Origin of the sequence: Nostoc sp. (assembly GCF_036916735.1) — a bacterium.
Classification (GTDB): Bacteria; Cyanobacteriota; Cyanobacteriia; order Cyanobacteriales; family Nostocaceae; genus Nostoc.
Window position 1 is genome coordinate 19,006 of the sequence record NZ_JBALFV010000111.1, and the last position, 20,547, is coordinate 39,552.

The 20,547-nt window shown below is 42.1% G+C and carries 17 protein-coding genes and 1 pseudogene; 5 read left to right on the forward strand and 13 right to left on the reverse strand.

Going from position 1 to position 20,547, the window contains the following annotated elements; all coding sequences use genetic code 11:
* Nucleotides 1-57: 57 nt before the first annotated feature.
* Nucleotides 58-681, reverse strand: a complete 624-nt coding sequence (locus V7L20_RS27890; RefSeq protein WP_334747189.1) for an NAD(P)-dependent oxidoreductase — start codon at nucleotides 679-681, stop codon at nucleotides 58-60.
* Between the two features lie 419 nt (nucleotides 682-1,100).
* On the opposite strand from V7L20_RS27890, the gene V7L20_RS27895 reads away from it, so the two are divergent.
* Both V7L20_RS27895 and V7L20_RS27900 read left to right on the forward strand, forming a co-directional pair.
* The gene (locus V7L20_RS27895) at nucleotides 1,101-2,009 is read left to right on the forward strand and encodes a LysR family transcriptional regulator (protein ID WP_334747190.1); all 909 of its coding nucleotides are present in this window, start codon (nucleotides 1,101-1,103) and stop codon (nucleotides 2,007-2,009) included.
* 427 nt (nucleotides 2,010-2,436) lie between these two features.
* A complete protein-coding gene (locus V7L20_RS27900; protein WP_334747191.1) occupies nucleotides 2,437-2,709 on the forward strand; it encodes a GlsB/YeaQ/YmgE family stress response membrane protein in 273 nt (90 codons plus the stop codon).
* Between the two features lie 137 nt (nucleotides 2,710-2,846).
* On the opposite strand, the gene V7L20_RS27905 is transcribed toward V7L20_RS27900, so the two are convergent.
* Complete coding sequence (locus V7L20_RS27905) at nucleotides 2,847-4,958, reverse strand: M3 family metallopeptidase (protein ID WP_334747192.1); 2,112 nt, start codon at nucleotides 4,956-4,958, stop codon at nucleotides 2,847-2,849.
* A 537-nt stretch (nucleotides 4,959-5,495) separates the two neighbouring features.
* Here V7L20_RS27905 and V7L20_RS27910 point away from each other — a divergent pair.
* A complete protein-coding gene (locus tag V7L20_RS27910; protein WP_334747193.1) occupies nucleotides 5,496-6,452 on the forward strand; it encodes a hypothetical protein in 957 nt (318 codons plus the stop codon).
* A 301-nt stretch (nucleotides 6,453-6,753) separates the two neighbouring features.
* Here the strand turns inward: V7L20_RS27910 and V7L20_RS27915 are convergent, their stop codons facing one another.
* The 6 genes and pseudogenes from V7L20_RS27915 to V7L20_RS27940 all read right to left on the reverse strand — a co-directional run bounded on the left by V7L20_RS27915 (nucleotide 6,754) and on the right by V7L20_RS27940 (nucleotide 11,010).
* Complete coding sequence (locus V7L20_RS27915) at nucleotides 6,754-8,574, reverse strand: ABC transporter ATP-binding protein (protein ID WP_334747194.1); 1,821 nt, start codon at nucleotides 8,572-8,574, stop codon at nucleotides 6,754-6,756.
* Nucleotides 8,575-8,662: 88 nt separating this feature from the next.
* The gene (locus V7L20_RS27920; protein ID WP_334747195.1) at nucleotides 8,663-9,463 is read right to left on the reverse strand and encodes a DUF6816 family protein; all 801 of its coding nucleotides are present in this window, start codon (nucleotides 9,461-9,463) and stop codon (nucleotides 8,663-8,665) included.
* 165 nt (nucleotides 9,464-9,628) lie between these two features.
* Nucleotides 9,629-9,891, reverse strand: a pseudogene (locus V7L20_RS27925) (Txe/YoeB family addiction module toxin).
* Nucleotides 9,872-10,120 carry a hypothetical protein gene (locus tag V7L20_RS27930; protein WP_334747196.1) on the reverse strand — a complete coding sequence of 83 codons (249 nt, stop codon included), beginning with the start codon at nucleotides 10,118-10,120 and terminating at the stop codon, nucleotides 9,872-9,874. The pseudogene V7L20_RS27925 and the gene V7L20_RS27930 overlap by 20 nt, the downstream one beginning before the upstream one ends.
* A gap of 90 nt (nucleotides 10,121-10,210) precedes the next feature.
* Nucleotides 10,211-10,642, reverse strand: coding sequence for an HNH endonuclease (locus tag V7L20_RS27935; protein WP_334747197.1), 432 nt, complete (start codon nucleotides 10,640-10,642; stop codon nucleotides 10,211-10,213).
* Nucleotides 10,643-10,647: 5 nt separating this feature from the next.
* Entirely contained in the window at nucleotides 10,648-11,010 is a 363-nt protein-coding gene (locus V7L20_RS27940) for a hypothetical protein (RefSeq protein WP_334747198.1), read from the reverse strand.
* A gap of 219 nt (nucleotides 11,011-11,229) precedes the next feature.
* On the opposite strand from V7L20_RS27940, the gene V7L20_RS27945 reads away from it, so the two are divergent.
* Nucleotides 11,230-12,498, forward strand: a complete 1,269-nt coding sequence (locus V7L20_RS27945; protein ID WP_334747199.1) for a hypothetical protein — start codon at nucleotides 11,230-11,232, stop codon at nucleotides 12,496-12,498.
* 203 nt (nucleotides 12,499-12,701) lie between these two features.
* Here V7L20_RS27945 and V7L20_RS27950 read toward each other — a convergent pair whose 3' ends face one another.
* The 5 genes from V7L20_RS27950 to V7L20_RS27970 form a co-directional block, all read right to left on the reverse strand.
* The gene (locus V7L20_RS27950) at nucleotides 12,702-14,105 is read right to left on the reverse strand and encodes a ferredoxin:protochlorophyllide reductase (ATP-dependent) subunit N (RefSeq protein WP_334747200.1); all 1,404 of its coding nucleotides are present in this window, start codon (nucleotides 14,103-14,105) and stop codon (nucleotides 12,702-12,704) included.
* A 219-nt stretch (nucleotides 14,106-14,324) separates the two neighbouring features.
* On the reverse strand, nucleotides 14,325-15,107 hold the full coding sequence (locus V7L20_RS27955) for a DUF5331 domain-containing protein (RefSeq protein WP_334747201.1): 783 nt from the start codon (nucleotides 15,105-15,107) through the stop codon (nucleotides 14,325-14,327).
* A gap of 32 nt (nucleotides 15,108-15,139) precedes the next feature.
* Entirely contained in the window at nucleotides 15,140-16,006 is an 867-nt protein-coding gene (gene bchL, locus V7L20_RS27960) for a ferredoxin:protochlorophyllide reductase (ATP-dependent) iron-sulfur ATP-binding protein (RefSeq protein WP_292774821.1), read from the reverse strand.
* 634 nt (nucleotides 16,007-16,640) lie between these two features.
* Nucleotides 16,641-16,895, reverse strand: coding sequence for a TIGR02450 family Trp-rich protein (locus V7L20_RS27965; protein ID WP_190941465.1), 255 nt, complete (start codon nucleotides 16,893-16,895; stop codon nucleotides 16,641-16,643).
* Nucleotides 16,896-16,984: 89 nt separating this feature from the next.
* Complete coding sequence (locus V7L20_RS27970) at nucleotides 16,985-17,356, reverse strand: hypothetical protein (protein WP_334747202.1); 372 nt, start codon at nucleotides 17,354-17,356, stop codon at nucleotides 16,985-16,987.
* Nucleotides 17,357-17,871: 515 nt separating this feature from the next.
* Between V7L20_RS27970 and clpB the strand changes: the two genes are divergently transcribed.
* The gene (clpB, locus tag V7L20_RS27975; protein WP_334747203.1) at nucleotides 17,872-20,490 is read left to right on the forward strand and encodes an ATP-dependent chaperone ClpB; all 2,619 of its coding nucleotides are present in this window, start codon (nucleotides 17,872-17,874) and stop codon (nucleotides 20,488-20,490) included.
* Nucleotides 20,491-20,547 lie beyond the last annotated feature (57 nt).

Here is a 20,547-nt window from a genome sequence, read left to right on the forward strand (position 1 = left end):
GACGCCGAAGCCTCAACGAACACGCTGTAGACCCAAAAACAGAGCGTATCCGAATTCTTAGCTATTTGCGATCGTCACGGCTTGATGCAGATATTCGTTATTGGAAAGCTGGGCAAGCATGAAGGCAGCCAAGTCGGCGCGTGTAATTTTATGGGCCTTCTCGCCCGTTTCGGCATCGAAGACTCGAACGTTCCCCGTGGCAGGGTCGTCGGCGAGGAGGGCTGGGCGAAGAATTACCCAATCCAGACCGCTCGACTCGACAGCGGACTCCATTGCCGCTTTGTCCTTGTCCGCGCCGCGCAAAAAGGTCGAAACAAGTAAGCGCTCATACAGGGTGGCATTCGCCTCACTATCCCCTTCGCCAAGCATGGAAGTGACCACGAGACGGCGCACACCGTTTCGCTGCATGGAAGCGATGATTGTGTTGGCGGCGCTCGATTCGAGCGTAGTTGCCTTGTAAGGCGTTTTACCGCCAATCGTGTCAACAACTGCGTCTTGACCGACTACTGCTGCGTCCATAGTGGCACTGTCGGTAGCGTCACCTTCGATAACGCGAATGTCTGAAACTTCGTATTCGTCAGCTTTGTGAACGAAGGCCGTGACCTGGTGACCAGCGGCTATAGCCTGCTCGACTACAGCTCTACCGGTCTTGCCAGCAGCTCCTATGATTAAGACTTTCATGTTTTAACTCTCCTATGTAAACCTTAGGGACGAAGACAAATTGTGTTGTAAATTGCGTTAGGTTTATCTGCAACTTTTCCGTCAAAACAATATAAACTCACCGCAGTATTTTTCATTCAAAACTTGATTTCATAGTGCGTTACTCCCTTCAATTTCCAAGTCTTCCTATATTTGACATCTTTAGTAGTCTGGCAACCCAAAAATCTCGGGTAGAGGCAAGCTCTGGAAGCAGAAGGAGTAAAGAAGTAACTAAAAATAACTCTCTTTCCTCCTCAGCTTGTCACTGTGCAAAGTTCCCTTAGCGCACAACTAGTATGATTCATTAATTCATGTAGATAAAGATGGTTTTTATGGATTGATTGTTTATAATGCTGGACAATAGCAGAGTTTTGATAATCTCAACGCAGCGAGTGCAAGGTATGGATGACGTGAACGCTGTTTTAATATTTCTCAAAGTCGCCCAACTGGGAGGATTTGTTGCAGCAGCACGAACGCTGGACTTGCCTAAATCTACCGTCAGTCTGAAGGTTAATGAGCTAGAGCAAAGGCTAGGAGTCCGATTATTTCATCGCACGACGCGGCGAGTTTCTCTAACTGAAGAAGGACGGCTGTATTACGAAAACTGTTTACCCATTGTCGATGCGTTACATGACGGTGATGATGCGATCGCTAGCTTACAGGGGCATCCGCAAGGAACTGTGCGAGTGACAGCCACCGTGTTGTTTGTGCAGTCTGTTTTAGCACCCAATTTGCCGGAGTTTCTGCTAACCTACCCCGATATTAAAGTGATTCTCCATGCAACGACTGAATACAAGGATATTGTCAAAGAAGGGTACGATCTAGCGATTCGGATTGGGGAATTGCACGATTCATCCCTGAACGTGCGGCTCCTGAGCACAGATCGCATGAAACTCTTTGCCAGCGCCACCTATCTCAAAACTGCTGGCGAACCAAGGGCGATCGCTGATTTGACCAGTCATGCGCTGCTTTGTATGGCTCATCGTCAGAACGATGTGACCTGGACATTGCACAATGAACAGCAAGAAACAGTAACGCTCTCCTTTCGTCCACGACTACTCAGCAATGATGTTACCCCCATTTATCAAGCAATCGTTGCTGGAGTAGGAATTGGGCTGCTGCCAGAATTTCTGTTTCAGCAGGAGTTACAGAGTGGGAATATAGTAAATGTCTTGTCTCAATGGTCACTGGCTCCAGTCCCAATTAACGCACTTTATCCTAGCCGAAAATATATTCCTATGAAAGTTAAGGTCTTTCTAGAGTTCCTTGAGCAAAAGATGCGCTCGCGTGACTTCCAGAAAATAAACTGATACTGTTGGCGAACTTAATAACAACAAAGTTTTTGCCACATCTGGGCTTTATGCCCCATCCATTTGGTTCCGTCTGCAAGGCATAGTGAACTCGTCCTATACATCGGCTAATTTTGCTTCCTTTACATTACTTTAGAGACAGTCTTTAAAAACTCAGCTTAATTCTTCTAGTAGAGGAGAGAGCTAATTAAAAATGCATATACTGCAATTACCAAGCAATAGTTTGATAAGCCCCTAGTTGAAGACCTACTAGGAGCTTTTTTTTAATTGATTATCTCGCTCAATGGTGGTACATATTAATCGAAATAGTTCTAATTAAACTCTTCCTTATGGTTAGTAATGATTAATTCTGATGGTAGATGGAACAAAAGATTAAAATTAATAATATGTATTTGTGAGTAAAAAACGTTTACGGTAATTAATAACAATGAATATTCTTGCTTGGATTGTTTTAGGTCTAATTGCTGGTGCGATCGCTAAGGCTATCTACCCCGGTCATCAAGGTGGTGGAATTCTGGGAACCATCTTATTAGGAATCATCGGTGCATTTGTTGGTGGTAGTTTAGGTATATTCTTTAGTACAGGAACGTTAACTTTAGCAGCTCCTGGTTTTAGCATTCCAGGTATTGCAGTAGCAGTTCTTGGTGCAATTGTTGCGGTTTTCGTGTGGAACTTAATAACTCGTAGCAGTGCTGTTTAAAACAAGTTACGTAGAATTAATGAGGGGAATTTAGCAAATTCATCTAACTATTATGAATTAAATTAGATAAAAAATAGCGCCAGCCTGTCAATTAAGGTGGTGCTATTTTTTTGATTATTGATAAATCAAATAATTGTTTAGTTTACAGCAGAACTGACTAAACCATTGTGCCTGAGCAAAGCGATCGTACTTGGTTCACGACCCCGGAAAGTTTTAAACACCTCCATTGGATGCTGACTGCCACCAAGTGCCAGCACCGTATCTCGATAACGCCGACCTGTAGTTTTTATAGCCTCTTCATCTTCTAGCCCAGCTTCTTCAAAAGCGGCAAAAGCATCAGCACTTAGTACCTCGGCCCACTTGTAACTGTAATAACCTGCTGCATAACCACCCTCAAAAATATGTCCAAAAGCACATAAAATTGCATCTTCTGGAAGCGGCGGTAAAACGCTAGTAGTCTTAGCTATGCGATGACGCACATCTGAGGGAGTTTCATTACTACCAGGGCGATAGCGGTAGTGTAGTTCTAAATCAAGACTGCTCAGGTGGATCTGCCGCAACGTGGCAGTACCACTCATATAATTACGCGCCGCTAGCAGCTTTTGATAATAATGCTCCGGTAGGGCTTCACCAGTTTCGTAATGCTTCGCCATTCCAAAGAAAGTGGTTCGCTCATAACACCAGTTTTCCATAAATTGGCTAGGTAATTCCACTGCATCCCATTCCACATTATTGATGCCTGCGGCTCCGGTATAGTCAACCTTGGTGAGCATGTGGTGCAATCCATGACCAAACTCGTGGAACAAAGTCTCTACTTCATAGAAAGTCATCAAACTAGGTTTGCCATCTACGGGAGGACTTTGATTACACACCAAATAAGCTACAGGTAAGCGGATGGCAGTAACACCATTTTCAGTGATTTTGGCTCGATTGATGCACGCATCTGCCCAAGCACCACCGCGTTTCTCTGCTGGACGGCTGTAAGGGTCTAAGTAGAAGTACGCTATGGGAGAACCAGTTTCGTCAGCAATTTGGAAATAACGGACATCTTCATGCCAAACTGGCGCTTGACCATCGGCAGAGGTGACAGTGACGCCAAACAGCCGCTTGACTAGTCCAAATAAGCCGTCTAACACTTGGGGAAGAGGGAAGTAGGGACGCAATTCTTCAGAGGTAAAGGCAAATTTTGCTTCTCGTTGGCGTTCTGCCCAAAAGCTGATATCCCAGTGTTTTAAATCTTCAGCTTCTGCTGCTTTCTGTGCTGCTGCAAAAGCTTTGAGTTCTGCCAAGTCTTTGACAGCAGCATCATAACTAGCGCGGCGTAGTTCTTCTAATAGGGCGTTGACTGCCTCCACGTTGGGAGCCATTTTACTAGCCAGGCTTAATTGGGCAAAACTTTTAAAGCCTAATATATCTGCGAGTTCTTGGCGTAACTTCAAAATGCGCTCAATTAAGGGGTTATTATCCAAATCGCCAGCAGAAGCGCGGGTGATATGAGCTTTGTAGAGCTTTTCACGCAAATCTCGACGGGTGCTGTGCTGCATGAAAGGGCCATAGCTGGGGAAATCCAAAGTAATCTGCCAGGGGCCATTTTCTGGTGTAGCATCGCTTTTGCCAGCTGCACGAGCCGCTTGGGCTGCTAAACTCACTAAGCTTGGTGGTAAACCGTCAATTTCCGCTTGTGTTGTTAGGGTTAAGCTGAAGGCTTTAGTGGCATCAAGTACATGGTTAGAGAATTTGGTAGAAAGTTCTGCTAACTCCATTTGTATAGCGTTGAAACGCTCTCTTGCCTCTCCTTCTAAGCCAACACCAGAAAGTTCTGCATCTCGAATGGCGGCTTCTACAATGCGCTGTTGGGCTAATTCTAAAGTTGCCCAACTATCACTGGTGCGGAGTGCCTTAAAAGCATTATAGATAGGTTTACTTTGACCAAGCTTGTTGATAAACTGTACTACTAGTGGCTGTACGATTTCATGAGCTTCGCGCAGTTCTGGGCTATTTTTAACGCCCATTAAATGATTTACCACCCCCCAACTCCAGGTAAGCCGTTCTGTCAGCTTTTCTAAGGGTTCCACTAAACCGCTCCAAGTAGGCTGTACATTAGCCTCTAAGGTGGCAAGCTGCTGGTCAAGTTCTGCCAGCAACTGATTGAAGGCTGGTACTACTCGCTCTGGTTTAATCTCTGCAAAGGCAGGTAAACCAACGCCTTGAAGTAGAGGATTCTCGAAAATAATGGTACTTGCACTCATGATTTTGTGTGAATTGCGAAGGAATAAAAATCATTGTTGATTTTTATTTATATATCTTCTAATGTAGCGATCGCTGTGCTAATTAGTCTTGCCATTCTGACAAAAAGGCAAAAAAAGCGATAATTACTCAGAAAATTATCCTAATACAGCTATTTTGTTTGCTTTGTGAACAATATCTGACGGGGTGACAGTTACAGAAATATCACAGCGATCGCCATTCACGTAGAGGACGCACCATCGCAAAGTGGATTCACCTACCTCAACCTGACCAAAGGCGATCGCAAAAAGACATCATTAATGTACTATGTCAAACAGGTAGCGCCTCCGCCAGCATGGGCGTTATCCTCAAAGCGCAGTTTCAACCCAAGAATCCCACGTTATCAAGGCGTGAGAGCAGCCAATTGACTTAGTGCGCTCGAGCGTCCTTGTCGAACCGAAAAGGTAGGCTATGTATTTATGATTTTATTTGGCAACTCATCTTTTTACTCATAAAATCGAAAACAAGATCAAGGTCAGTAGAAAAGAGTCTTTAAATTAATGAGTACATTAATCAGTCAAGGTGGAAGAGCTATTACTAAATTTCAGGTGGTAGACCGGATAAATGATATCGTTTGGCAAGCTCACCAAGGTAGCGTTGCTGCAATTATTCAGCTATTGAACGAAAAGCTAGCCAAGTCTGGTGTCAGAATTAGAGCCATATTTTCTGATGGTGTCTTACAACTTCTGTGCGAAGCGGCTAAGATAGAGCAACTTGAGCAATCTTTCCTCGTAGAACAAATCCAGCAAATTCTTGATTCCATTGCCCCACGTTACATTCGGCGAGTCAATATCAACAGTCGGATTGTTCGGGAACAACAATTACTATGGTTAAAGGAAATAGATAGTGATCGCGACAACCAATTGCTTTGGTCACAGGAAATTACTTTAATTCAGCCTAATATTGTAAAGCAATTACTTACAGATTTGACAGAAGCTCAAGCTGAACTAGGAAAGCCAAATTTTCCTAGAATTCAAGTCTCTCGTCCTTTAGCACTGATTAACAAAGAAAAACACAAAAATAAGCCGAAAAAAAAGATATTAGCTGCGGCTGGTTTATCTTCACTGTTGTTGCTTAGTTGGGTTGTTTATGCCCAGTTAGGTAATAATCTGATCAACCTAATGCAATTACAAACTTCTAAATCTATAACTCTAGAAAATCCGAGCAATAGCAAAGTTAAAACACCACTAAGTCTTTCTAAGAATAACCTTTATAACCTGTCTGATGACCAATTTGCCACAGCTGTACAAATTGCCAACCAAGCTTCTGCATCTGGTAAAACAGCTACAGTCTCAACTCAATGGTTAGAGATAGCTGCTAAGTGGCAACGGGCTTCAGATTTAATGAGTACGGTGCCAAAAAAACACAGCCGTTATCAGGAAGCCAAAATTCGTACTCAACTTTATAAGAAATACAGTGAGGCGGCGCAGAAAGAAGCAGATAAGAGTAAATCTTAGTTTTTTCTTATTAAAAAACTTTGATTACTGAGCAGGCACAATTCAGTAGACAATGATTTTTACTTAAAATCTATTATCATATATTGTATAGATCATGATTGGTGGGTCATAATTTCGATTTTTGTACCAAATACTGTTGAGGACAATTAGAAAAAATCGACCTTATTTTGCTGTCAATAAGGTCGATTAATCAAGCAGATTGATTCCTTGAGTCAATCTAAAATCCAAAATCGTTCGACTGAGCGTTCGCGTAGCGTCTCGTAGAGAAGCCGAAGTCTAAAATCCAAAATGTCTATGTCCGCTAACTCAGGAGTTCTCCTGTTTCTTGCAGGGAGTGCAAGCGGCGATAAATACCTTCGTGACGCAAAAGTTCATTGTGGCTACCCACTTCTACAATCTTTCCTTGTTCCAGAACGACAATTTTATCGGCTTCCCGCACTGTACTTAAACGGTGGGCAATAACAATGGTGGTGCAAGTACCTTGAATTGCTCGCATCGCTAGCTGAATCGAACGCTCAGACTCATAATCTAAACTAGAAGTGGCTTCGTCAAAAATCAGTACGTCTGGTTGGACTAGCAACGCCCTAGCAATTCCTAACCGTTGTCTTTGTCCTCCAGATAGCCTGACACCTCGTTCTCCCACGACGGTATAATAACCTTTGGGTAAGTGCTGCACTACTTCATCGACTCTGGCAATTCTACAGGCTTCTTGAACCTGCTCCAAACTAGCATTCGGTCTGCCGTAGGTGAGATTATCCAATATAGTACCGTTGAAAACGTCTACTTCTTGGTGAACGATCGCTAATCTCCGTCTATATTTACTCACATCCAAAGTGCGAATATCTTGACCATCAATCAGAATTTGACCCTCTTGAGGTTCAAAATATCGCAACAGCAATTTCACTAAAGTAGACTTACCAGAACCGGAACGCCCCACTAATGCCACTGTTTGGTATGGCTCAATCAACAAGTTAATATTTTGCAAAACTTGACGGTTGGCATCATATCCAAAACTGAGGTGCGACAACTCAACTTTTCCAGTAAATTTATAAGCTGATTCTGTCTGGTTGCTCTCTTCTAAAAGACTAGTTGAATCAGATGTAGTTGGCTCTTGCAGAAATTCGTGAAACCGCAGCATGGGAGAATAACGACGGGCAAAAACTTCTGCCAAGTTAGTAATCGGTTCTAATTCGGCATAAGCCATGCTAGAAAGAGTTAAGGTCATGACAAAGTGACCGAGAGAAATTCTCCCATTTACTGTTGCTACTAAAGTCAGACCTAGAATTGTAAACACACAAAACTGAATTACAGTTCTTTGCCAAGTACCCAGTATTGTATAACCTTTATGGATGCGATAATCAAGCACCAATAGTTCACGATCCAAACGTTGCTTTTGCCGTTTTAGTTCCCTCGATTCTGTAGCAAATGCTTTCACCGTTTTAATGTTGGTGATTAATTCGGAAGTGCGGCTTTCGGTATCTTCTCCATACTTATCCAAACGACTTTCGTACCCAATTAGCTGTTGTAAATTCTTCAAGCTGAAGCTGAGAATAATTACAAAGGAAATTAGATATAAAATTGCAATCCGCCACTCAATAAACAAGATAAATACAAAAATTCCCAGTACACGAGCCAGTTTAGGAATCAACTGTCCGGCAACTTCAGGGTAACTAAAAGTATGGTTAGAAATACCTCTAGCTACTCTTCCGGCAATACGTCCAGGGTTATTTTCATCATAAAATTCTAGTGGGAGAGTAAGAACTTTGGCGATCGCTGTTTCGTTTTTATCTCGACGCGATCTGAAAGCTATATCCCAATGAAACCAATTGGTTAACCAGGGTTGTGTTGGCGCTCTCACTACGGTGACAACAAAAATTAAACCCAGTAATACACCCAAAGATAGAGTTTTATTAACTGGGTAATTCGTAATGTCTGAAAAAGTTGCGATCGCACTTTGAAGCGGTTTATCCAAAGGTTGATTAGACAAAACGTTTAAAATCTGCCCGATCGCATAAGGGACAACCAAATCAATAATTTCGTAAATGCCAGATGCTGCAATACTAAAAACACTCAGCTTCCTGTAAGAGCGAAAGTAATTGACAATATCTTGAAATTTGGCCATGATGCACACCGTCCAAGAGCGCGATCGTAAACTTGGAATTTTTATACTACAATTATGCTACAAAATAATCAAGGGTTATAGATTTAAATCATTCCTTTGGGGTAGTAGGTATTTGTGCAGGGATAAATTCTAGGCGATAGCGATAGAGGGCAACTGGTCGAGAACCAGCTTTAAAGTAATCTGGATCTTGGGGTGAAAGATAGACAGCAGTAACTTGATCTGCCTCAATCGCCGGATTAGCTGTTGAAAGTTTATGATAAGCGGTTGTAGATTCTACAGAGTTTAAATAGGGGCGTGAACCACCTTTGAATAGTTGTTGAAACACTTCTGTAGTGATGAACTTGCCATCAGGGGTAGTTTCTGTAGCCCGTGCAGTCACAATAGAAATTAGTTGGCGACTGCTACGCAAGAACGTAATCTGACGATTAGGTGAATCTGGATCTACTTTGACTAATAACACTGCTTCATCCCCTAAATAAGCTCTTGCCAAATTCAAACTATTAAAGGCTCTATCTGCAACTACAATTGGGGATTTTTTATCTATCTGAGGAAATATCTTTAACCTATTGATAGATGGTTGCTCTTTAACAAATCTTACTATAAAACTCACAGGCTGATTTAATTGTCGGCGATTACCTTCAAATCCTGGCGTTACGATTTCTGGCGCTAAAGGTGCAGCTAAATCTATCAAAGTACTTGTAACTTGCCAAGTACTAGCCATCCATTCAGGGTAAACTAAATCACCCGAAGCCGATTGTACTGAAGTTAATTTTTTCCATTGAGGAAAATTTGCTAACCGTTGAGATAACTCTCCTGCAAAAGCTCCATTACCCCACAGAAGCAATAAAAACAGCAAGCAAAAACTCCAAATCCCCTTTCTTCTAAGCATTAGCAGTTTTTTGTTAATTTTTTATTTTATTTCTGAAAAAGCTCGGTACAACTCGAAAAGCTTAATTTTCTATTTACTTATGATTGTATATGTGATCGCTCTGGATCTTCTGGTTGAAAAAGAGCGATCGCTTGAAATAAAATAATATTTCAGCCTCAATAGCCTTTATTGCTCATAATGATATTTGCAAGTCAAAATAATCAATAAATCTTCTTGCACTTTGTAAATTAATCTATGTTCATCTGTGATCCGCTTTGACCAGTAACCTTGTAATTCATATTTTAATGGTTCTGGTTTACCTATTCCTGCAAACGGATCTCTTTGTATATCTCTAATCAGTTCCAATATTTTTTGAAAATTTTCTTGTCTTCTGTTGCCCACTGACCTAATTGTTCAAAAGCTTCTGGTTCAAAGGCAACTTTTTTCATATTCATCTAAATCTACATAAACTAGGTTTCCTTTTTCTACATTCTCCAAAGCTTTGAACAGATGTTTTTTATTAGTTTGTGATTTTAGAAGATAGGTAGTTTCATCTTCACCTGGTATTTCAACTAACACTATGACTTCTACAACAATTCCTTCTGGTAATTCTGTTGCAGACAGTTCAATCTTGCCATCTTTTCCAACAATAGCCTTTTGTTTAATTCCACTAAGCATAATTGGTATTTACTCCCATCTTTACTATCTTATTGTTACTGTGTTTGACTGTGATGAGATTTGGCCGATCACTCTTCATCTGCGGTTCTTTCAATCCTCTGGAGGATGCCAACCTGCAAGTACCCAATAACTGCGAACTTCCAGTGCATCAGCATCATCACTCAAATGTAGAACTGCAATAGTTGCTCTACCAGTCGGCGTTTTGCCAACAATACGTAAACCATCTTCACTCCAGCCAAAATGCTCAAACCAGACTTGAGTACGAGGGTTGAATAGCCTTACCGTTTCGCTCGTTTCTGGATCAACCCCTGTAGTTTTATCACTTTTGTAGCGATTACACAGTGGACTAGCTAGCCACAAGTTTGATTGATCATTGCTACCACCTTTAGATATGGGAATAATATGTTCAATTTCCAAACGTGCCATCACTAAACGCTGAGGACTCAAACAATAGCCACAGCGGTTTTGAGCATCTGTGCGGACACGACGTTCTATTTCTACAGAAATGTAAAAGCGGGCCATTACTATTAATTGAGGGCTGGTTTCAAACCACGTTCAACAGCCACTTTTAAAGCTCTTGCTTTACTTACTAAGCCACGTCGGTAGACTTGCATGAGTTCATCTAGTTGGTGAACTTCTGCATCATTAAGCTGTCCCTCTCGGTGACGGGCTTGCAACTCACTGAAAACCTCTTGTTGCTGAGTTTCCATCTGCACATTGCACATAGCCAATACCTGATCATCCGGTAATGACTCTATAGGTAGTTCGGTGATGGCGCGGTCAATCCATTCTAGTAATACATCTTCAAGTCGCCGATGTGTGAAAGCAGCGATTTCTTTTGCTTTTTGTGCCAGTGTTTCAGGGAGTTGAAGGGTGATAATTTCAGCCATTTTCTACCTGCTTGCCTTTTACTTATGATTGTATCTGCGATCAATCGCTTTTCTTTGTTAGTGTGGGCGGTTCGTTAAAAAGAGCGATTGCTAGTTCATTAAAAAAACTAAAACTTAAATTGGGAATACTAAGTAAAGCGCTGGTATTTGCTGCATAGAGATAAAGCAGCTTATTGCCATACATAGCGCTGCTGACAATTTAGCAACTAGGAGAAGATTATGAGCTTACCAGTGACAGTAACCTTTATGCTTACTGATTGGATTGCCAAAGGATTGGCAGATGGAACTTTTGAACGAGTTGGGGGTGTAATTCGAGATGTAGCCACAAAACAAGTCGTCAGTTGGTTACGGGAGCAGGAATCAAATAATTATGAAGTGCCAACCTCAACTACTTCTCCTAACAATTTACTCAACCTTATTTTCTATGGGGCAAATCTCACTGCTTCAGGGGCTAATGCAGCTGTTACAGGAAAAGGATTAGCTAATATTAATGGGCGTTTAGGTGGGATTGAAAATCAGATAGGGCAAATTGGGCAAAGTTTGCAACTAACTCAGGGAATTTTGCAGGTAACTACTGCTGTCAGTGTACTTAATCTTGGTGTCTCAGTGATAGGCTTTGCTGTAATAGCACAGCGTCTCAAGGAGCTAGAACAACGCCTCAAACAAGCAGAGGAACTATTGAAAAAAGTTAACCGGAAAATAGACCTTAGTTTCTATGCTAATTTTCGTGCTGCAATCGAATTGGCAATTAATGCTTTTACGATGACTAAACCTGAAAATCGCAGAAGCAGCGCACTACAAGCTATTAACCGCTTTTTAGAAGCAGAACATATTTACACTGACTATGCTGATATCGAAATTGAGCAAAAAAGCCAAATTGCTGATAAATATCTGTTGACTTTATCTTTAGCTTACCTAGCTGAAGCACGTTGCTATTTAGAATTAGAAGAACATGATACAGCACTTCGCCGCTTCCAAGAAGGGTCAATAGTTATTCGTTCTCGTATTCAGAAATATGTTAAGCTTCTGCTTACTTTTAACCCAGCAGTATACTTACAGCCTCAGTTCAGAGGTCAGATTGATTTGCGTAGACTAACCCAAATTTACCAATGGCTCGACCCAACTTTGGATGAAAATGCAGTCTTTGATATGCAACGGATGAATCTATTTATGTTGGCTCAAGACATTGATAAGTGGGTAGAATCGATACCAGCAGCAATTTGGGATTCTAAGGTAGATTGGGTAGGTAAAGCATTTTGGGATGATCCTAAGCCGCAGATTTACGCACGTCTTCCTAAAACTTTGGAGGTAGTGGAATCAATGATTGAAACTAATCGCAGGTTTGAATCTTACCAAACAGAAGTACAAGCAATATCCCAATTAGGAATCAGCTTTCATGACTGGCTTAAATTAACTCCGTCAACAGAAATTAAACCAGACGGCGCAGAATTAATGTACATCATTCCATCGAAACCTCTAGAGTTGTAGTCTTCCATGTAAACTAAGTACAGCATTTCATTAATTCGTAGCGGATTAAATTTAGCTAAACTCTGCGTCCCTCTGCGTTTAAAAACGCTACGATTTTAAGCAAAGCTGTACTAAGTTCGCTCTCTTCCTTACGTAAAAAAAGGACGAACCCGAAAGTTCGTCCGTCACATAATATTATGCTGTTGCTCAATCCAAACCTAAATCTAAATCTTTGCTTCTTCTCTCACCAATTTATCCCAACCCAAATCTTTCAAATTATTATTCCGACGCAACGGACGAGTTACCAACTCTAATATGTCACGCGCATTCGTAAAGCCGTGAATTTGAGCAAAAGTAAACTCCACAGACCATTTTGTATTAATACCGCGTGCTTCCAATGGGTTAGCGTGAGCCATACCAGTAATTACTAAGTCTGGTTTCAACTCATAAATTCGCTGAAGTTGATTGTAATTATCCGGCTTCTCTACAATCTTTGGTAGGGGTGAACCCATTTCCTGGCAAGTTTTCTCTAACAGCGCCAACTCAGCAGCTTGATAGCGCTTATCCATATAGGGAATGCCGATTTCATGAACAGTCATCCCACAACGAATTAAGAATCTTGCTTGGGAAATTTCCAGCAAGTTATCACCCATAAAGAATACAGACTTACCGCGAATCAGTTTCACGTAATCTTCTAACCCTGCCCAAATTAGTGCTTCCCGTTCATCCAAACCTTTGGGAGTAATACCGAACACCGAGCAGATTTTCTCAATCCAAGCGCGGGTGCCATCGGGGCCAATGGGGAAGGGTGCGCCAATGAGTTTACACTTGCGGCGGCGCATTAAGGTGGTAGCTGTGCGGCTGAGGAAGGGGTTGACACCAGCGACATAATACCCTTCTTCTAGTACTGGCAGTTCAGTGAAGCGCTTCGCGGGTAGCCAGCCGGAAACTTTGATGCCTTGTTTCTTCAGTTCCAAGGTTAACTGAGTAACCACGGGGTCAGGAAGGGAGCCAAAAAGAACTAAGGGTGGGTGATCTACGTATTCAGATTCATCCTGGGCGACATCTTCTTTCTTCTTACCGAAGTTGAGCAATTTAGCGATCGCATTGCGTTCACTTTTCTCTGTTTCTGCCACCGGAGCCTTATCAGGACAACGGTTAGCCATTGCTGCTAATACCGTGTCTTCCCCTTGGGTGAAGGCGTAATCTAGACCATTTGCCCGCGCTACAACGATGGGAATCCCAATTTCAGATTCCAGCTTCGGTGCTAAACCTTCTAAATCTGTTTTGATAATTTCAGTGGTGCAAGTGCCAATCCAGACAATTACACTAGGATTGCGATCGCGTTTAATTTGCAAGCACAACCGCTTTAACTCTTCATAATCATTCAGTTGTGCTGAAATATCGCCCTCTTCCAACTCTGCCATTGCATAGCGGGGTTCAGCAAAAATCATCACCCCCATCGCATTTTGCAGGAAGTAGCCACAAGTTTTTGTCCCAATCACCAAAAAGAAGCTATCTTCAATTTTTTGGTATAACCACGCTACGCAGCTAATTGGACAAAAGGTATGGTAATTTCCAGTTTCACATTCAAAGCTTAAAGCTTCTGGTTGTTGAGCGACAGTCATTTTGGTTTTTTCTCCCCTTGATATTTAAAGTTATAAGTTAGGAGTAGAGACGCGATTAATCGCGTCTGTACAGGAGTTAGGAGATTAATCGCGTCTGTAGAGGAGTTAGGAGTTTTTATTAATAACTATAAAATTTTTTAACTCCTAAGTTTTTTCCTAACTTTTTTACTCCAACTTTTTTAACTCCTAACTCTTAACTCCTAACTCCTAACTTATGAATTAAGCATTGGGGAAGAGACGGGCAATTTCTGATTCATCAAAAACGCCTGCTGGCAGTTCTTCCCCCAATAAATCGTTATTTTCTTCAGCTTTTTGCAAAGCTGTTTCATCACTCCAGACATCTGACAACACGTCTTTAAACGCATTCTCATCTAGTGAACTATCTTCAAGTGCCCCATCTTCATCTAGCTTTACTTCCATTGCATCTGTTGTACCGAAGCCCATGTCCCCAAACTCATCTGCTTCTAAAGTAGAGGTTTCGAGAGACTGTTCTTTTGAGTCGTGTCCGTTGGATAAGGAAATATTACCAAAGGCATCTTCGGTTTCTTCTAACTCGCTGATGTCTAGGCTTTGCTCCTCAGAATCCACGATTGTGACCTCTTCAACTACCGCCACCGCCACAAAGCTATTTGTATGAGAATGTGTCAAAGTTTCTTCTTCAGACTTTTCTTCAATGACAGCTGCTTCTTCTACAAATCTCTGTACTTCTGGGTTAGCGATACGATTACCAAGAGCAAAATCTGGGTCAAAATGCAAATCCAGCACTTCAATCAAAGTATCAGCATCAGGATTGAGTTTGGCAAAGGGCAACATTAACTGCGCTAGTTTTGGCTCTAGAGCGTTAACAACTCCCAGGATGAGGTAAGAAGGTGGTCGCTTCCCGCCATCAGGTGTGTACACCGATTCCACTTGCATGTGCAGCGTGATCCAGTCTCGATTGTTCTGGAAAAATTGCAACCATTTTTGCTTTAATGAGTCTGTAAAGCTGTGAAAGAATGCCATATTATTGTCCCTCATCCTGAGAACTTGGTGATTTATACAATCATCAAGTCTAGTTCCTCTTCTGAATTAGGAACCTGGGGTTTACCCGGATTTAGATAAAAATCAGATAACAAAGAGAACAACTCACGATCTGGTGAATCATTAGGCACAACACCTTCTGGACGTGCCAGAATTTGGTCAGCGATGTTGAGATAGTAGTCGCAAACGTAGTCTAGAGAAGGATCTTGCTCTGCCATCTCAAACAAAGTCTTACCTTTCACACGGGAAACACGGATATCTTCAATTAAAGGTAAAACTTCCAAAACTGGCATTGGCACTGCTTCTATATATTTTTCAATTAAGTCGCGCTTGGAGGTGCGGTTGCCAATTAACCCAGCTAAACGCAGTGGGTGAGTTCGGGCTTTTTCACGGACTGAAGCAGCAATGCGATTAGCAGCAAATAAAGCATCAAAGCCGTTGTCTGTAACAATCAAGCAGTAATCTGCATAGTTGAGTGGTGCTGCAAAACCACCACAAACTACGTCACCTAGAACGTCAAAAAGAATTACATCGTATTCATCAAAGGCGTTGAGTTCCTTAAGTAATTTTACGGTTTCACCGACTACGTATCCACCGCACCCAGCACCCGCAGGTGGGCCACCAGCTTCTACGCAATCCACACCGCCGTAGCCTTTGTAAATTACATCTTCCGGCCAGACATCTTCGTAGTGATAGTCCTTTTCTTGGAGGGTGTCGATAATTGTGGGAATCAAAAACCCAGTCAGGGTAAAGGTACTGTCATGTTTGGGGTCGCAACCAATTTGCAGCACTTTCTTGCCACGTTTAGCTAGGGCGACGGATATATTACAGCTAGTTGTGGATTTACCGATACCACCTTTTCCGTAGACTGCTAGTTTCACTTTTCTTTGCCTCTTATAGCTTCTTGTCAAACTTGTGGCTCAAACATTTGCCTTCACCTTTCCTGAGATGGCGATGCGTGAGGTCTGTTGATGTCATTATTGGGCAAATTACCTAGAAAAGAAAGTGGCTCTTAATTTGGAAAACGGTCTTATGTGATGAATTAAACCACAATTATATTTATTTGGGGTTTTATGACCTTTAAAGACTTTATTAGCTTTAAAAACAGACAATAAAAATTTTTTATTAATTATTTTTATAAAGATAGTTACAAAATACAAAAAACTGAAATCGGCTTTTTTGAATGCTTTTCATAGAATTAGCTGATGGTCGGATAACGTGTTTTCAAGGCATTAGGACACAGAGTCAAGGGTAAAGAGACGTATATGCAGCCCTATGCTGGAAATACTATTGGAATTTGCGTTAGCATAGCTCACCGTTCGCGTAGCGTCTCGTAGAGAAGGTATCGCAGATAAATTGCCAGTTTTCAGTCAGTAGTCACAACCATTTAATTGCTGCTTGAGAGTAAATTAGTCTGGTTTTGTAAAAAATTATTAAATTCCCAAATTCAGGAGGCGGCAGCCCTCTTGAGAGGCATTCCCAGTCTCTGACTGGGAACGAGGCTAACGAGGCTAATTAGGACACCTCAGTTTCAACTCCGTGGATTTCTTGTAATGTTTGCCAGCCAGCTTGCCACTGGGAGTTATCTTGTAATAATTTGGCATTTATCCAAAAACGGACTTTCGGATCACAAGCCGCAACCATTTCGGCATAAACCCAGTTAGCCTGATTTTTCCGATTGACAACTTGAAAGTGCCGCCAGCCATCAACTTTTTGTTGTGCCGTCCACTTAGAACCAACTAGGTAAGGAAATTTCTGTTTTTTAGTCATTTGTTATTAGTCATATGCCATTTGTCAATGGGCATTGGGAAAACACTTTCTTTATCTCCAGTCCCCAGTCCCTAATCTCCAATCCCCAACTAAGATGTCACTAAATCACCGTTACGGGTAAACTTGTGACAATTCAACTCATTATCTTGTTGAACACATAGCGAAAACCATCTAATATGACTCCAGCAGGTGTTGATATTGTTGGTAATTTTGCGCTTTTTCTTGGAAAGGCGTTGTCTTACGACTTCATTGGGGCAAAGAATTTCTAACGTACCCGTACCATCATCATAATTGACGATGCGAAATAGACAGTCTTGCAATATCGCACGGCTGCTGTCGAAGAATCGCTTAAAGCGCTGTAGCTCTTCTCCTTCACTCATTTGGCTGATGGGTTTTATTTTCAAGAAATCCTTATCCTCAAAGTCAAAGTCATCATCTTCAAAGTGGTAGGGGTCATTCATTTTCAGCATCCACTAGGCGACCTGGAATTATGGTAACTCTGTGTGGAGGCAAGGTAAAAGAACTTTAATACATCATGCTTGGTGTACGTATTTAGATTTATGCTGAGGTTCAACCAGCTTCGGCAATAACCTTGCCAATTTATTGAAGGATTGCACCTCTTGCCAGCATCGCACGTATTATGCTGCGATCGCACAACGAGCCAACCTGTTGTGAGTACTGACAAGCCCCTAAACTATCATTTCGATTTGATGCAGGTTTAGGTATTGCGTTAAGTGCAATGAATCAGAATCGCCCATAGGAAATAAGAATTAGGGGAAAATACGACTTTTATAAGATGTGAACACCGATCTAGGCGATCGCTGTGCTGTTCATACAATATCTATTGAGAACAGAAATTTTATTTATTTAGTGTTCTGGTGGTAGCCTGTCTTGAAAAGTTCAGAGCGGCGGGAACCGCCGCTCCGACTTTTCGCTGCGACAAGCCACTTGCGCCTCTACGTTCTTGAAAAAGCCTATGCAACCTACTAATCCTAACCAATTTACAGAAAAAGCCTGGGAAGCGATCGCCCATACCCCGGATATTGTTAAACAATATCAACAACAGCAAATTGAAAGTGAACACCTGATGAAAGCGCTGCTAGAACAAGATGGTCTAGCAACTGCGATTCTCACTAAGGCGGGTGTTAACCTCCAAAAACTGCGCGATCGCACTGAACAATTTTTCCAACGTCAGCCAAAAGTATCTGGTACTAGCAGTTCTGTTTACTTGGGACGCAGCTTGGATACACTTTTAGATCGAGCAGACGGATATCGCAAAGAGTTTCAAGACGAATATATTTCAATTGAACACTTATTACTGGCTTACGCTAAAGATGACCGCTTTGGCAAAGCTGTATTCCAAGAGTTTGGTTTAGACGAAAGCAAGCTCAAAAATATTATTAAACAAGTTCGAGGGAGTCAAAAAGTGACCGACCAAAATCCAGAAGGCAAATACGAAGCACTGGAAAAATACGGACGTGACCTTACAGAAGCTGCACGTAAAGGTCAACTCGATCCAGTCATCGGGCGAGATGATGAGATTCGTCGCACAGTCCAAATTTTGTCACGCCGCACCAAAAATAACCCTGTGTTAATTGGTGAACCTGGTGTTGGTAAAACTGCGATCGCAGAAGGATTAGCACAGCGCATTATTGCAGGTGATGTACCTCAATCCCTCAAAGACCGCAAGCTAATCGCTTTAGATATGGGTGCTTTGATTGCAGGGGCGAAATTTCGAGGTGAATTTGAAGAACGCCTGAAAGCAGTATTAAAAGAAGTTACTGAATCTGGCGGCAATATTGTTCTATTTATTGATGAAATTCACACCGTTGTCGGCGCTGGTGCAACCCAAGGCGCGATGGATGCGGGTAACTTGTTAAAACCGATGTTAGCGCGGGGCGAATTGCGCTGTATTGGGGCGACAACTTTGGATGAATACCGCAAACATATCGAAAAAGATGCTGCACTCGAAAGACGCTTTCAGCAAGTTTATGTGGATCAGCCTAGTGTAGAAGATAGTATTTCAATTTTGCGCGGCTTGAGAGAACGTTATGAAAACCACCACGGGGTGAAGATTTCTGATAGTGCTTTAGTTGCAGCAGCCGTACTGTCGAGTCGATATATTAGCGATCGCTTCCTCCCTGATAAAGCCATTGACTTGGTAGACGAAGCCGCCGCAAGATTAAAAATGGAGATTACCTCCAAACCAGAAGAACTCGACGAAATTGATCGCAAGATTCTGCAATTGGAAATGGAGAAGTTATCGCTGCAAAAAGAAAGCGATGCCGCTTCTCGTGAACGTCTAGGAAGACTGGAAAAAGAAATTGCCGATCTCAAAGAAGAACAAAAAACGCTCAATACTCAATGGCAGTCTGAAAAAGATATCATTGACAAAATTCAATCTGTTAAAAAAGAGATTGAACGGGTTAACTTAGAGATTCAGCAAGCAGAACGCGACTACGACCTTAACCGCGCTGCGGAATTGAAATACGGCAATTTAACCAGTTTGCATCGTCAATTGGAAGCAGTAGAAGCTGAATTGACAAACACTCAAAGAAGTGGTAAATCACTATTACGAGAAGAAGTCACAGAAGCTGATATTGCCGAAATTATTTCTAAATGGACAGGGATTCCTATCAGCAAGTTGGTGGAATCGGAGAAAGAAAAACTGCTGCATTTAGAAGATGAACTGCACCGCCGCGTGGTTGGACAAGAAGAAGCAGTCACAGCTGTAGCGGATTCAATTCAGCGATCGCGAGCTGGACTGGCTGATCCCAATCGTCCTATTGCTAGCTTTATTTTCCTTGGGCCTACGGGTGTGGGTAAAACCGAGTTGGCAAAAGCACTGGCGGCGTATATGTTCGATAGCGAAGATGCGCTGGTGCGAATCGATATGTCGGAGTATATGGAGAAACACGCCGTTTCAAGGCTTATTGGTGCGCCTCCAGGATACGTGGGTTACGAAGAAGGCGGACAACTTACAGAAGCAATTCGTCGCCGTCCTTACTCAGTGATTCTGTTCGACGAAATCGAAAAAGCACACCCCGATGTATTTAATATCTTCTTGCAAATTCTCGATGATGGTCGCGTCACTGATGCCCAAGGTCATAAGGTGGATTTCAAAAACGCTATTATCATCATGACCAGCAACATCGGTTCGCAATACATTCTTGATATCGCTGGAGATAACACCCACTACGACGAAATGCGCCGTCGAGTCATGGAAGCAATGCGAAATAGCTTCCGTCCAGAGTTCCTGAACCGGATTGACGAAATCATCATCTTCCACGGTTTAGATAAGAAAGAATTGCGACAAATTGTGCTATTACAAGTAGAAAGATTGCGGCAAAGATTGAGCGATCGCAAAATCTCCCTCAAGCTCTCAGATACTGCACTTGACTTTTTAGCAGAAGTAGGATACGACCCAGTTTATGGGGCACGTCCACTGAAGCGGGCGATTCAACGAGAGTTAGAAACTCAAATTGCCAAAGCCATCTTGCGCGGCGAATTCACCGACGGCAGCACCATCTTTGTAGATGTACAAAATGAGCGTCTTTCTTTTAGTCGCTTACCCGTTGAGGTGTTTACCAGCTAATTAAAGATCATTTCCCAAAAAAAACGCCAAGTCAAGCAAGAGCCTCTTGGCGTTTTT

Coding starts and splice junctions, on each gene's coding strand:
- V7L20_RS27890 (WP_334747189.1), bottom strand. CDS start 681: ATGAAAGTCTTAATCATAGGAGCTGCTGGCAAGACCGGTAGAGCTGTA.
- V7L20_RS27895 (WP_334747190.1), top strand. CDS start 1,101: ATGGATGACGTGAACGCTGTTTTAATATTTCTCAAAGTCGCCCAACTG.
- V7L20_RS27900 (WP_334747191.1), top strand. CDS start 2,437: ATGAATATTCTTGCTTGGATTGTTTTAGGTCTAATTGCTGGTGCGATC.
- V7L20_RS27905 (WP_334747192.1), bottom strand. CDS start 4,958: ATGAGTGCAAGTACCATTATTTTCGAGAATCCTCTACTTCAAGGCGTT.
- V7L20_RS27910 (WP_334747193.1), top strand. CDS start 5,496: ATGAGTACATTAATCAGTCAAGGTGGAAGAGCTATTACTAAATTTCAG.
- V7L20_RS27915 (WP_334747194.1), bottom strand. CDS start 8,574: ATGGCCAAATTTCAAGATATTGTCAATTACTTTCGCTCTTACAGGAAG.
- V7L20_RS27920 (WP_334747195.1), bottom strand. CDS start 9,463: ATGCTTAGAAGAAAGGGGATTTGGAGTTTTTGCTTGCTGTTTTTATTG.
- V7L20_RS27930 (WP_334747196.1), bottom strand. CDS start 10,120: ATGCTTAGTGGAATTAAACAAAAGGCTATTGTTGGAAAAGATGGCAAG.
- V7L20_RS27935 (WP_334747197.1), bottom strand. CDS start 10,642: ATGGCCCGCTTTTACATTTCTGTAGAAATAGAACGTCGTGTCCGCACA.
- V7L20_RS27940 (WP_334747198.1), bottom strand. CDS start 11,010: ATGGCTGAAATTATCACCCTTCAACTCCCTGAAACACTGGCACAAAAA.
- V7L20_RS27945 (WP_334747199.1), top strand. CDS start 11,230: ATGAGCTTACCAGTGACAGTAACCTTTATGCTTACTGATTGGATTGCC.
- V7L20_RS27950 (WP_334747200.1), bottom strand. CDS start 14,105: ATGACTGTCGCTCAACAACCAGAAGCTTTAAGCTTTGAATGTGAAACT.
- V7L20_RS27955 (WP_334747201.1), bottom strand. CDS start 15,107: ATGGCATTCTTTCACAGCTTTACAGACTCATTAAAGCAAAAATGGTTG.
- V7L20_RS27965 (WP_190941465.1), bottom strand. CDS start 16,895: ATGACTAAAAAACAGAAATTTCCTTACCTAGTTGGTTCTAAGTGGACG.
- V7L20_RS27970 (WP_334747202.1), bottom strand. CDS start 17,356: ATGAATGACCCCTACCACTTTGAAGATGATGACTTTGACTTTGAGGAT.
- clpB (WP_334747203.1), top strand. CDS start 17,872: ATGCAACCTACTAATCCTAACCAATTTACAGAAAAAGCCTGGGAAGCG.